Source organism: Streptomyces sp. NPDC002520 (assembly GCF_053595235.1).
On record NZ_JBSFXG010000076.1, the window covers coordinates 1 to 13,402 of the forward strand.

Genomic DNA, 13,402 nt, shown 5'->3' on the forward strand with positions numbered 1-13,402 from the left:
CAGCGGATACCACCTACCCACACCCGGCCCACCGGCACAGAACCCGACCGAAGCCCACCAGAAGATCACTTTCAAACCACGTCGGTGGATCGAGGCTTAGGGCGCAGTGACATGAATGATTCCTTTCTCTATGTGTACCGGTGTGACCATCGATCTTCGGCGAGTCGTCGGTGACCGCAGCTTGCTCAATACCGTCCCTTCCGTCAGCGGGCGTGTCATTGATACACAACGCAAAGTCATTGACGTCGAACGAGCGGCTGACCGGAGGTGGTGTGGCTCCGACGCTATGGACAGGCCGGCACGCTCGGCGTGGCTCGCCCCGGTCCGCGCGGACGAGGCTGAGCCGTTGCTGTTGCCTGCTCGGTCAACCGGTTTGCACGCAGTGCCGATGCCCTCCCCGGTGAGCCGCGAAAGGCTGGATGCCCCGTCATCTGGACCGATGAGGAGTGGCAAGCGGTGCGGATCGTTTGTGTCGACGGTGGACGTGAGTGGGACGTGGAGGTGCGTTTCGGCCGGCCGGACGCCACCCTCGCCGATCTGGCCGCGGCCGTGGGGCTGTCAGGCCACGTGCTCGCCGTCGACGGCCGGGTGATGCCCCCCGAGACCGTGGTGAACGGGTCCGGCCTCGTGCACGGTTCGCGGGTGTCCGGTGCCCATGCGCCTGTGGCCGGTGGACTACGGAAACCGACGGTCGTCCTGCGGCTGGTGGGAGGTCTGGAGGCGGGCCGCAGCGTCCCGCTGGCGGTGGGCCGCACGGTCGTCGGGCGGGGAGCGGAAGCGGACATCCGTGTTGTTGCCACGGGCGTGTCACGGCTCCACGCCGCGTTCGACGTCCTGCCCGACGGCCGGGTCACCGTCACCGACCTCGGCTCGGCGAACGGCACGGACGTCGACGGCACGAGGATCCGCGAGGCGGTGCCCGTCCATGCCGACGACCTGGTGTCGCTCGGCGGTGAACTGCTTGTCCGGGTACTGCCCGCCGACCGGCTCGGTCCGGTGCAGCGGATCAACGCCGTCCGCGAGGCCGGGCCCGCCGGGACGCTGCCGTTCAACCGCCCGCCGCGGGGCGGGCGTCCGACCGGCACAGCACCGATCGCCGTCCCCGCGCCGCCGGCTCGCACCCACAAGGCTCCCTTCAGCCTTGCGGCCCTGCTCGGCCCGCTGGCCATGGCCGCCGCGACCGTTGTGCTGACCGGCGATCCGCGCTATGCGGCCATCGCGGCGCTCACCCCGCTGATGTTCCTGGCAAACTTCGCCGAGGAACGCCTGCGCGGCAGGTCCGCGCTGCGCCGGGGGAGTCGTGAATACGCCGCCCGGCTGGCGGAGTTCGAGACGACGGTGGAGCGCAGGTACACCGAAGAGATACGGTCCCGCCGCGCGGCCCACCCCGATCCGGCCGAGGTGCTCTACCGGGCGACTGCCCCAGGGACCGCGCTGTGGGAGCGGCGTCCGGCCGCGGACGACTTCCTCCAACTCGTGGTCGGGACGGCCGACCTGCCCTGGGACCCGCCGTTGGAGCAGGGCTCCACCGAGCCGGCACCGGAACCCGCGGCCGTACTTGCGCGCAGGTCCGTACTGCCGCAGGTGCCCGTGGTGGTGGGTGTCTCGGCGGGTGAGGCCGTGGGCTTCGAGGGCAACCGGAAGGCGTGCCTCGCCGTCGCCCGGTCCCTGCTGTGCCAGGCCGTGGTGGGCAGCGGGCCCGCGGACGTCACGGTCGCTGTGTTCACCGACGCCGACCGGCTCACCGACTGGGACTGGACCAAGTGGCTGCCGCACGGAGCCGACGTACGATCCGGGACGACACGGCTGGTGGCGGTCGGTCCGGAGCAGGCCGACACGCTGGCCCAGCACCTGCTTGCCGCGGGGCCGCCCGCACAGGCTGCGGCCGGTCGGCCGACCACAGGCCCGGTGCTGCTCGTGGTCGTGGACGGCGCCACCCTGCTGGAGGGCCGCCCCAACCGGCTGCGGGACCTGATCGCGGGCGCCTCCGTACGCTGCGGGGCGCTGGTGCTGACCACCCGCCTGCCCGCGCTGTGCACCTCCGTGGTCACCGCCTCGCCCGAGGGCATCGGACAGGTCCGTGACGTGGCCCTGGGCGTCACCGTGGAGCGGGTGCTGCTCGACGGCGTTCCGTTGGCCGAAGCGCGGGACACCGCGCGGGCGGTGGCCCGCTTCGAGGACCCGGAAATGCGGATCGAGGGCGCCGGACTGCCCGACCGGATCTCTCTGCTGCCCCTGCTGGACCTGGAGAGCGTGGACGGCGCCGCGGTAGCCGGCCACTGGAAGAAACGGGTGCCCGAGCTCCGGGTCCGGGCGGTGCTGGGCGTCACGGAACGTGACCTGTTCAGCATCGACCTCGATGACGACGGTCCGCACGCGCTCATCGCCGGGACGACCGGTTCCGGCAAGAGTGAACTGCTGCGCACGCTCATCGCGAGCATGGCGGTCGACGCGGACCCGGAGCACCTCACCTTCGCGCTGATCGACTACAAGGGCGGCGGCGCGCTGGACGAATGCGCCGCCCTACCGCACACCGTCGGCCTGGTCACCGACCTCGACGAGCAGCTCAGCGAACGCGCCCTGCGCTGCCTGGAAGCCGAACTGCACCACCGCGAACGGTTGCTGCGTGAGACGGGTCTGAGCCACGTACGCGACTACCAGCGGCTGCGCGACACCGGGCGGACCGAACTGGAGCCGATGCCGCGGCTGGCCGTGGTCATCGACGAGTTCGCCACGCTGGTCAAGGCGCTCCCGGACTTCGTGGACGCCCTCGTGGGCATCGCGCAGCGCGGGCGCAGTCTGGGCGTGCACCTGATCATGGCGACGCAGCGGCCCGCCGGCTCCGTCAACGACGCGATCAAGAACAACGTCAAGCTGCGCATCGCGCTCCGGCTGGAATCCACCGGCGACTCGCAGGACGTCATCGACAATCCGGCCGCCGCCGCGATCGGCAGCCGGCAGTGGGGCCGCGCCTTCTACCGGCTCAGCGCTCGTGAAGTCATGCCGGTGCAGACCGCTCTCTCCACCGGCATCACCCCCGAGACGGCCGTCACTGCCCCGGCGACCGCGGGCCCCTTCCTGCTGGCCCTGCCCGCCGCCGAGCCGAGCACGGCGGAAACCGACGGGGCAACCGACCTGCAGCGCCTGGTCGCGGCTGCCAAGGAGGCGGCAGGGCTGGCCGGTTTCGCCGAACCGCGCCGCCCGTGGCCCGACCCTCTGCCCGCCGTCGTACGCACCGCCGATCTGCCGCACGTCGCGGAACGCGGTCTGCAGACAGAGGCCGTCGGCCTCCCCACGTACGCCCTCGCCGATGACCCCGAGCGACAGCGGCAGTACCCGGTCGGCTGGGATCCCGCGGCGGGAAACGTCCTGATCTACGGCAGCGGCGGCTCGGGGACGTCCACCGCCCTGGCTGCCCTCGCCCTGGCCGTCGCCGACGCCCAGCCGCCCGAGCGGTGCCACATCTTCGCCCTCGACATGGGCGCGGGCGACATGGCGCCGCTGGTCGGCCTGCCGCACACCGGGGCCCACATCGGGCCGGCCGAACGCGAGCGGCAGGTCCGCCTCGTCCGGTTGCTGCGCCGGGAACTCGACGAGCGCAAGGCCCGCGGCGGCGCGGCGCCCGGCCACGGCGTGCCCGCCCCGGACTGGCTGGTGCTCTTGGACAACCTCGGGGCGTTGCTGTCGGACTTCGACAAGGACATCGCCGGGATGAACCTCATCGACGAACTGGCCCGGGTCTACGCGGACGGGCCGGCCGTCGGCATCCGCTTCGCCGTCACTGCGGACCGGTCCGGCGCGGTGCCGTCCGCGTGGGCGGCACTGACCCAGCAGAAGCTGCTGATGCGCATGGCCGACCCCGGCGAGTACGGCTACTTCGACGTGCCGCGCAGCGCCGTCCCCGCGTATGTTCCCGGGGGCGCGCTGGTGGCCGCGACGCGCCAGGTGATCCAGATCGGCCTGCCCGCCGAGGACCTCGGTGCCGCGGTGGCCGCTTGCTCCACCCGGTGGCCCGGCGCCGTCACCACCGCGCCACGAGTCGGACTGCTGCCCGCGGAGATCACCCTCGGGGCCCTCGAGGCGCAGGCTGCGGTAACCGCCGAGCCCTGGTACATCCCCGTTGGTCTGGACGCGGACACCCTCGGCGGCACGGCCCTGCGGCTGTACGAACAGGAGCACGCGCTGATCGCCGGGCCGCAACGGTCCGGCCGCTCCACCGCTCTGTGCACGATCGCGCGCCAGGTAACCGCCGCGGCGAACCCGCCTGCTGCGGTCGCGTTCGCCCCCCGCCGCTCACCCTTGCGTGACCTGTCCTGCCTGACCACTCTCGTCACCGACTACAGCGACCTCGAAGCGGCCCTGGTCCCGCACCCCGGCCCCACCCTCCTCCTCGTCGACGACGCCGAAACGGTCGAGGACGACCTCGGTGTGCTGGAGCGCTGGCTGTCCGTGGCCGGGCCCGGACACCACCTCGTCGCCGCCGGTCGCGCCGACGCCCTGCGCCGCACCTACGGCCACTGGACCCAGCGCGCCCGCGACAGCCGCTGCGGCGTTCTGCTCGCCCCGGACCACGACCTCGACGGCGACCTGCTCGCCACCACCCTGCCCCGCCACGACCGCCTCGCCCCCCTCCCCGGCCGCGGCTACCTCGTCACCGACGGCATCGCGGGCGGGGTTCAGGTGGCGCACTGACGGTTGCTGCGCGCAGCGTCTACGGATGTGCGTGCGCGATCAATGACAGCTGGGTGCGACACGGGAAGAGTGCTGTTCGAGGCGCGTGTCGCGCAGTGGAGTCCGGGGAGCGGTGTCGTGGCTGACGGGGGTCCGCGGAGCCGAGGAGGGCGACCCGTGCGAGGTCGCCGACCCACCCGCCCCCGGGCCGGTGCCACGGGAACGTCACGACCGAACCAGCCAAAGGGGAACGAACGGATGGCATCCACGGAGGCCGAAGCGGCCGACTGGCTCGAACGTCAGCTGACCCAGCTCGCCGCGAAGCTGGACGCGCTGATCCACCTGCGCACCACCAAGCGCCAGGCACTGCTCGGCGACAGGGAATGCGACTTCTGGTCGGGCGGCAAACGGCGCCAGTTCGAGTCCGATTTCCACCCGCAGCAGACAGCACTCCAGGCTCTGAGGCAGGAAGCCTTGTCCTTGCGCGGAACCGTGCACGATGCCCGGGAAAAGGCCCTGAAGGACAACAACTAGCGCGAGGATGCCCTTTCCATGGTGTCAGCCATTCCCGAAAACCTCATCAAGTACTCCGCGGCCTGTACCTGGGCCGCCCAGGATTTGCAGAACTGGGTCCGCGGTGTGCTGCGGCCGGCCCTGCTGGCGTACCAGAACGCCGGTCATCCGTGCGTCGAACTGGACGCCGAGGTCGCGGCGATGATCTCCAAGGCGTACTACACCGACCGGGACGCCCACGCCGTCGCGCTGGCGTTCCAGCAGACCCAGCACGCCACGCTGGGCGGCCACGGGGTCGTCAGCGCGAAGGAGTCGGACGTCATGGCGGCCTACAACCTTCTCCAGCAGCAGAACCAGGCGAGGATGAAGGCCGGTGCGGCGCTCGCTGCCAAGCTCATGGCGCTGCAGCCGCCCAGCGACGGCAACCGGCTGGGATCGAGTCCCGAGGCGGCCAAGCCGATCCTGCAGGAGCTGGCCAAGCACGCCGACGACCCGTACTTCTGCGCGGGGTTTTACAACGCCCTCGACGCCCCGCACCTGGACACCGCACTCGCCGTAGGCGGCACCCCCGCCCTGGTCAGCGCCTACTCCAGCGGTGCCGTCAGCGCTCAGACGACCCGGCTGGTGGCGATGCGCCTGGCGGCTCCCGCGGGCCACGGCGGCCCCGGGGCCCCGGGATTCCCCTGGAGCCACATCAGCAGCGGGCAGAAGGCGCAACTCCTGGACGCTCTGGCCGCCAACCCCTCGGCCTCGTACTTCCTGGCCAAGTCCCTGACGTCGCACGAGATCCGCGACATCTTCTACGGCGACCGGCAGTACAGCGCCAAGGTGATGACGATTCTGGCCGTCGGGATGAGGGGGGAGCACTCGCCGCAGGACGCCCGGGAGTTGATGCACAAGGTGTCACTGGGCCTGTTCGGGGACGGTGCGCCGACCCTGACCAACAGCGAGTGGAAGCATCTGGCGGGCGCGGTGAACAACTTCTACGCGTACGGCGTGCTGCACGGCGTCGAGCCGCCGACCGACTTCACCAAGCGGGGGCTGGAGGAATGGCAGCGCATCACGGGAGCGAACACCGGTGAGGACGTCGCGTTGTTCCTGAAGGCGCTCAACGCGGCGAACCCGGACAACGAGCTGCTCAAGAGCATGATCCAGGGCGGCTACGTGAACGTGGCGTTCATGGCGATCCCAGGGGAGGGCGCGGCGGCCACAGCGGCGCTGGGTGCCCTGCAGAGCGCCTACTCCTCGCTCGACCCGGGCATGAAGCTGCTCGACAAGGTCTTTCCGGCCGGCGACCATCCCAACTCCTACGCGGTGAACCGCAAGCTCGCCGCGGGCGCCTTCACCCAGTCCCTCGGGCTGCTGGGCGCTCAGGGCCAGGTCTACGACCCCTGGGGCAACGTCGTCCACTTCACCGGCGAGGCGGCGCACGACCAGAAGTACATCACCCGCATGCTCGACCACCCGGACGACTACACCGTCGGCAAGGGCAAGGTCACCGTCAACGAATTGCTCGACGCGTTCGGGCGCACGGAAAAAGACGAACCGCTGGACGCCCTCGGAAACGGCAACTACAAGCCGTCCTACGGCTGATCACGTCAAGCTCGCGGAGGGACGGACTCGGACGTCGAGACCTGGTCCGAATTACGCCGACCGCCAAGAGCTGTGCGCTGTGGATCAATGACGGTCATGGGTCCCGGACCGACAATTTCAAAGAGCTGAAAACCTGCTGAAGGAGAGGGAAATGGCGACCGTAAAATCCACCGACCTGGCGCATCAGGAAGCCGGGAAGATGATGAGCCTGATCACCAGTCAGCTTCCCGGATTGATCAATCAGTTGAACAGTCATGGGCAGACGCTGAGCGACCCCAACCACTGGGACGGTCCGCTGGCGCAGAGGTTCCGGGGTGAGGTGTGGCCGCAGGCCAGGGGCGATCTCGACAAGATGAGGGCCTCACTGGAGCACCTGCAGCAGCAGGTCCAGAAGATCCTCACCAACATCTCGCACGCTGGCGGCGCGTAAGAGCCGCGAAGGGCACCCGAAGAGGTCGCGAAAAGGACCGAAGAGGACCGAGGACGCCGCATGCCCGAGACCAAGCCCGCCGCCTCTGGTGCCGGTCGGTCGTCCGCGGAGGAAATGTCCGCAGACGACTTGGCACTGCTCGGCGCCGAACAGCTGCGCCGGACCGACCCGTTGGACATCGGCCCCTACCGGGTCCTCGCCCGGTTGGGCGGCGGGGGGATGGGCCGGCTGTACCTCGCGCGGGAGTCCGACACCGAAGGGGCCTACGGGGCGCGGTCACTCGTCGCGGTCAAGGTGATCCGTTCGGAGTACGCGGAGGACGAGCGGTTCCGCCGTCGCTTCGAGCGTGAAATCGAGGCCGTACGCCGGGTGCACGGGACGTACACCGCCGAACTGCTCGACTCCGGCTTCGACCGAGACGAGATCCTGTGGATGGCGACTGCCTACGTGCCAGGCCTCAACCTGGGGGACGCCATCGAGCGGTGCGGGTCCCTGCCCGCGCCGGTTGTGTGGCGGCTGGCGTACGAGATCGGGCAGGCGCTCACCGCGATCGCCGCCGTGGGCATCGTCCACCGTGACCTGAAACCGTCCAACGTCCTGCTGGGGCCGGACGGTGCGCGCATCATCGACTTCGGGGTCGCGCACACCGCGGACGCCAGTTCGCTCACCATGACCGGTCAGCACCTGGGCACACCGGCCTTCATGTCTCCGGAACAGGCGGACGGCCGGGAGGTGGGCACGGCCTCGGACGTGTTCTCCCTCGGCTCGGTCCTCGCCGCGGCGGTCACGGGTTCGGCTCCCTTCGGCGAGGGCACCACCGGTGACGTCATCCACCGGATCATCTACTCGCCGCCGAACGACCAGGTGATCGCCGAGGTCGCCCGCTGCGATCCCGGCCTCGCCGAACTGATCGGCCGGTGCCTGGACAAGGACCCGCGACGGCGGCCGACCCCGCAGGACGTCGTCGAGGCCACGCGGGGGCACGCCACCGACGGGCAGTGGCCTGACGGGGTCGCCGAGACCGTCGCCGCACGGGCGGGCTGGCGCGGGACGGCGGTAGTGGTGCCGCCCATGGACCAGTTGACGATTCTGCGCCGCACCAAGCCCGAGGACCCGGAAAAGGAGGTGTCCGGCCGACGCCGGTGGCCGCTGGTGGTGGGTGCGGCGGCAGCGGTCGCGATCGCGGGAGCGGCTGTCGCCCTGGGGGCCTCCGGAGGAGACGCCGCCCGCCAGGAGGCCGCGGCCACGCCCGCAGGGTCACACTCCTCCGCCGCCACCACGAACTCACCGCACGCCGAACCGGCCTCTCCACGGCCGCAGCCCCGGCTCAGGACGGTGGTGACCGCGACTGTCACGGCTCCACCCTCCTCGGGAAACCAGCCGGCCGGCGGCGCCACGGATCCTGCCCAGCCGCAGCAGCCGTACGATCCCCCGCCGGCCACGCGGCCCACCACCTCCGCCCCGACCACGAAACCCGCCCCGCCGCCCACCACACCCGCCAGGCCTTGGAAGTCCTGCACGTACTACTCCGGCACCACCCTCACGGTCTACGGCCAGAAGGGCTCCCGCGTGAAGGAAGTGCAGTGCATCCTCAAGGCCCGTGGCTACAACATCGGCCCCAGCGGGGTGGACGGCATCTTCGGCTACGACACACTGACCGAGGTCAAGAATTTCCAGAGCGAGCACCACCTCCAGGTCGACGGCAAGGTCGGCGTCAAGACCTGGGCCGCGCTGCGGTCGTGACCGACGCGCCGCGGCCCCGGACCCGATCGAATGCCCGCGACAGGCGGCCCCGCAGGCCGCCTGCGCATACCTGGCCGGGTGTCCGAGTCACCACTGCAGCCGCTGCTCGCGGTACCTGCCGGGCGTGATCCCGTAGACCGACTTGAACGTCCGGTTGAAGACCGCGGGGTCGCGGAAGCCCCAGCGCCTCGCGATCTCGCACACGCTGCGCTGCGCCTTGGCCGGGTCGGACAGATCGGCCCGGCAGTGCTCCAGGCGCCGTTCGCGCAGGAACGCGCCGACGGTGCGCCCGTCCCGCTGGAAGAGGTGGTGCAGGTAGCGCAGCGAGATGTGGTTGGCGGCGGCGATGGAGGTGAGTGACAGGCCGGGGTCGTGCAGGTGGTGCTCGATGTACGTCTTGATGCCGTGCAGCAGGTCGATGGCGGGCGGGCTGGGTTGGGGGCAGGTGGGCAGCGGTTCGGCCGAGCGTGGGTCGGTCCAGCCTCCCTGAATCAGTGCGGTCTCGCTGTCGAGGAAGGCCGTCGCGAGGTTGACGGCGGCGGTGCCCAGCCAGGCGGTGTGTCGGTCCTCGGCGGACGGCACGTGCGTGGCCAGCCCGAAGAGGAAGGACGCGAGGAGGGCCGCCGGGCCCGACCCGGTCGGCGCGGGACGCCCGGAGACGTCGCGCAGCACCTCGGCGGGCAGCGGTAAGGCCGCTTGGGGCAGGTGCAGGACCAGGGCGCGGACTGGATCGGAGCCGGCGGACGCGCCGGCGGAGAGCCGGAACGGCTTGGCGGGCTCCCACAACATCGCGCTGCCGGACTCCAGCCGTATGAGACGCCGATCGCGGCCGAGGACCAGTGGCCCGCGAGGTGCGAAGACCAGGTGCCAGGTCAGCGGGAGGCCGCCGGCGTACCGGCCGTCCATCTCCAGAACGGCCGGTGGCACGGGGAGGCTGAGCAATGACAGCCGTACCGGCCCCAGATCGACATCGTGACGGTCCGTCGGGTCGGGCACGGCCGTCCGTACCGGAACCTGAAGCTCGCCGGGCAGGGCGGTTTCCGGTGCGGCCGGGCGGTCGGCGGTGGCGTGGTACCGCCGTCCCGCGCCCAAGCCCTGCCTTCTGGCGGCAGGCGGCCTACGGCGCTTGCCGGTGGTGGTCGACGTGGTGTTCGCGATCTCCAGCTCGTCCGTGCCGGGCGAGCTGCCGTGAGCCGTCATGTCGGAATTCCCCCGCAGCGTGCATAGTTGGCGTGCGCACTCGCCGCGGCCGGACCGGAAGCCCCGGCGTGGGCCGAGGGCTTCCGCGTGCAGGGCGTTACGTGCCGCCGCACGGTTCCTCCCCTGAAGCGGCGAGGGCTGCCGATCCGGGGCCGTCATGCAGGTGCCTCCCTGAGTCTGGAGCGGGCGGACGGCTGTGGGCCAGTGCTGCCCGCCAGTTGCCTCAATCGTGGGACTGACGCCCCTCTGACCTGCGGAGACGTCCGGCGGATGGGGCGCGGGACGGGACGCCTGTGAGATAGTGGGCGGTGCGGGAGAAGGGGGACGCCGTCGTGGGACGCTGGCAGCCGCTGCGGGGCGACCTGCCCGCCGAGGTGGCCCGGCTGGTGCGAGAACTGCGCCAGTACGTGGACCGGTGCGAGATGAACACCATGACCGTCGCCGCCAAGACCGGTTACAGCCGTAGTTCCTGGCTGCGCTACCTCAACGGCCAGAGACTGCCCCCTTGGACGGCGGTCGCCGAGCTGGGACGGCTGGCGCAGGTCGATGTCGAGTTCCTGCGTGTGCTGTGGGAATCGGCGGCCCACGCCTGGACGAGGCAGCGCCCGGCCGACGACACTGGCCCGTCACGCGCACCGCTGCGTCCGGCAGGTGACGTGCGGGGCCCGGATCCCCCGGACGCCGTGCCCACAGGCCCCTTACTGGCTGAGGACAGGCCATCCTCGCGCGGCTTTCGAGTGCCGCACGCGGGAGTACTGGCCGCTGTCGCCGCTTGCTCGCTGCTGGCCACCGTGCTGTTCGCCCGGCCATGGGACAGCTGGACCAGCGGGACGGAGGCCGGCCGCCTGCCAGCTGGCGCTCCATCCGGAGCGCCGGCCTGGCCGTGGCCCTTGCACAGCGCGGCGGACGGGGTGGCCGCAGGGTGCCGGGCGGCCGGCTGCCGGGGCCTGGACCCCTACCGCGAAAGGTGCGACCGAGACAGTGTCGTCGTCCACCGGCTGCGCGCGTACGGCCGCGTCCTGACGCTTCAGTACAGCCCCGCCTGCCGGGCGAGCTGGGCGGAGGTCGACACCGCGGCAGCGACGGCCCGGTTGCGGATCGCCACGACGGGCGGCGACCAGCAGACGGCCACCGACGGCGGGGCGTACACGGCCATGGTGGCGAGCGGGCCGGACGCGGCACGTGCCACGGTCGTCGTCCATGGCCGACAACTCGGCGTCGCACAATACGACAGCTGGATCGACGCCGTCAGCGGCAGCGCGTGAGGGTGACGGAGTTCGTGCGCAGCCGATGGAACCGCCCGGCGTCATAGACCTCGTAGACGCCGTCCGGGGCCGGGCGCAGCGGAAGACCGTAGCGTTCGCCCTGGTAGACCATCCACTGGCCGACAGGGACGATACGCTCCGCTGCTGCACCCCAGGTGGCCAGCCCGACGATCCCGTCCGCGGACAGGTGGTGGTTGCTCTGCCAGACGCGGGTGGCCCCGGCCGTCGCCTCGTCGTACGTACAGGTGACCCCGGAGCGTGCCGAGTATCCGTCGGCCCACAGCATGCTCTGCCACAGGCCGACCAGGTCGCTGCGCCGGGTGAGGCCGACCGCCAACTGCTTTGTGGTCCCTAGCCCGTCGGCGACGAGCACGCCGCCACGCCGGTCGCGGAACTGATGGGTCCGCGGGGCCCCGGACCCCGCGCACACCACCGCCAGAATCACTACGCACAGCGCAACGCGCGCCGTCGTCCCTTTGCCCATGGCACCGTCTCTTGTGACGTCAACTGCGATGCGCACGAGCCTAGTTTGGCGAAACCAGCGGTTCCGTCATCGTCCGCGTAGATACAGTAGGGAAGAAAGCGATGGTCCCAGAGAGCACTGGGCCCGGAGGGCGTACGTGACTGACAGGAAGCCGTTACCCAGCGGCCTCGCCTCGGACGTCCGGCATCTGGTCGCCGAACTGCGGAACTTGAAGGACCACGCCGGGTTGAGTCTGGCCGTCCTCGGCGGCCGCACTCCCTACAGCAAGTCCTCCTGGGAACGCTATCTCAACGGCAAGGCACTGCCACCGCAGCACGCGGTGACCTCCCTCGGAAAGCTGGCCGACGCCGATCCCGCCCGGCTCGTGGCGCTGTGGGAACTGGCGAACGCCGCTTGGCACGACCACAGAACCAGTGACACGGATGGGGCCCGCGATACCGACGACGGCCACGACCGGCCGTTCGAGGAATCCGCTCCCGTAACGGAGCGCGCTCCCGCCGCGCAGGCCGAAGAGCGGCCGTCCGTGAGCCGTAGGTTCGGCCGGCGGCAGTTGATCCGGACGGTGGTCGCCCTGGCCGCCGTCGTTTGCCTGTCTGTCTCGCTGTACGGCGCTTTCGGCAGGCATTCGGGCGCGCACGCCGACCGGGACGGCACGGTGGACAAGGACGCACCGACCAGGCAACTCGATGTCAACTGCTTCGCGGACAGCTGTGCCGGGAAAAACCCCGGACAAACCGGCTGCGGCGGCGACGCGTGGACCGCTGCCCTGTACAAGGTCGCCGGGGTCTACGTGGAGTTGCGCTACAGCGATGCCTGCAAGGCTGCCTGGTCCCGTATCAGCTGGGGACACCCCGGCGACATCGCCCGGGTCGTCGGAGAGGGCGGCCGAACGTACCAGAACAAGGTCCACTACGACACCGACACGTTCAGCGCGATGGTCGCAGCGCCAAGCCCCTCTACGGCCAAGGCGTGTGTTCTGCTCACCTCTGGGGTGCACGCCTGCACCTCCCCGGGCGGCACCCAGCACCTCACGGAGCCCCCGAACCCGCCCACCTCGGCCACCCCCTCCGTGGCGGTCGGCACGAGGTGAGCGAGATCACCAAGAGCGGCCGTCGATGCACCACTCCGGCGCACGTGACCCGTGACGCTCGTTTGACGCTCCGGGGTCCCGGGAGGTGGCCAGAAGGGCCAAGAGATGCCGTATGACCTGCAGTCTTTTCCAATCCTGCTTCATGCGACATCTTTCCGATGACTCATCATGTCGGAGTGCGTTGCCACCCCGGCCTGCTGCGGTGGCTGCTGACTCCCGTGGCCCGACCTCGATGCCGGCGGGGCCGTGGCCGGAACCGGGGACTGTGCTGCCGGCTGTGGCTCAGGCGTCGATGATGACGGGGATGATGAGGGGCTTGCGGCGGTGGGTGCGGAACGCCCAGTTCGCCACGGCACGGGCGACGAGTTGTTCGAGTTGGCGCGCGTCCCCGACACCTTCCTCGGCCGCGGTGG

10 protein-coding genes are annotated in these 13,402 nt (G+C 70.8%); 7 read left to right on the forward strand and 3 right to left on the reverse strand.

The genetic code is table 11. The annotated features are described in order from the left end of the window. Nucleotides 1–456: 456 nt before the first annotated feature. From ACWD5D_RS44320 to ACWD5D_RS44340, 5 genes are all read left to right on the forward strand, one after another. Entirely contained in the window at nt 457–4,692 is a 4,236-nt protein-coding gene (locus tag ACWD5D_RS44320; RefSeq protein ID WP_451378427.1) for an FtsK/SpoIIIE domain-containing protein, read from the forward strand. A 237-nt stretch (nt 4,693–4,929) separates the two neighbouring features. Continuing rightward, nucleotides 4,930–5,205 (forward strand): hypothetical protein, encoded by a 276-nt coding sequence (locus ACWD5D_RS44325; RefSeq protein ID WP_365705743.1) that lies wholly within the window; start codon nt 4,930–4,932, stop codon nt 5,203–5,205. An 18-nt stretch (nt 5,206–5,223) separates the two neighbouring features. Further along, nucleotides 5,224–6,777, forward strand: coding sequence for a hypothetical protein (locus tag ACWD5D_RS44330; RefSeq protein WP_451378428.1), 1,554 nt, complete (start codon nt 5,224–5,226; stop codon nt 6,775–6,777). A 151-nt stretch (nt 6,778–6,928) separates the two neighbouring features. Further along, nucleotides 6,929–7,207, forward strand: a complete 279-nt coding sequence (locus tag ACWD5D_RS44335) for a hypothetical protein (protein WP_365705747.1) — start codon at nt 6,929–6,931, stop codon at nt 7,205–7,207. Between the two features lie 114 nt (nt 7,208–7,321). After that, nucleotides 7,322–8,950 (forward strand): protein kinase domain-containing protein, encoded by a 1,629-nt coding sequence (locus ACWD5D_RS44340; RefSeq protein ID WP_451378429.1) that lies wholly within the window; start codon nt 7,322–7,324, stop codon nt 8,948–8,950. 87 nt (nt 8,951–9,037) lie between these two features. On the opposite strand, the gene ACWD5D_RS44345 is transcribed toward ACWD5D_RS44340, so the two are convergent. Beyond that, on the reverse strand, nt 9,038–10,150 hold the full coding sequence (locus ACWD5D_RS44345; protein ID WP_451378430.1) for an AraC family transcriptional regulator: 1,113 nt from the start codon (nt 10,148–10,150) through the stop codon (nt 9,038–9,040). A 332-nt stretch (nt 10,151–10,482) separates the two neighbouring features. Between ACWD5D_RS44345 and ACWD5D_RS44350 the strand changes: the two genes are divergently transcribed. Further along, entirely contained in the window at nt 10,483–11,415 is a 933-nt protein-coding gene (locus tag ACWD5D_RS44350) for a DUF2690 domain-containing protein (RefSeq protein ID WP_451378431.1), read from the forward strand. On the opposite strand, the gene ACWD5D_RS44355 is transcribed toward ACWD5D_RS44350, so the two are convergent. Next, entirely contained in the window at nt 11,399–11,935 is a 537-nt protein-coding gene (locus ACWD5D_RS44355; protein WP_451378432.1) for a peptidoglycan-binding domain-containing protein, read from the reverse strand. The genes ACWD5D_RS44350 and ACWD5D_RS44355 overlap by 17 nt on opposite strands. 100 nt (nt 11,936–12,035) lie before the next feature. Here ACWD5D_RS44355 and ACWD5D_RS44360 point away from each other — a divergent pair, with 100 nt between their 5' ends. Continuing rightward, a complete protein-coding gene (locus ACWD5D_RS44360; protein WP_451378433.1) occupies nt 12,036–12,989 on the forward strand; it encodes a DUF2690 domain-containing protein in 954 nt (317 codons plus the stop codon). A 282-nt stretch (nt 12,990–13,271) separates the two neighbouring features. Here ACWD5D_RS44360 and ACWD5D_RS44365 read toward each other — a convergent pair. After that, nucleotides 13,272–13,402: hypothetical protein (locus ACWD5D_RS44365; RefSeq protein WP_451378434.1), on the reverse strand; the 131-nt coding region annotated here is incomplete at its 5' end.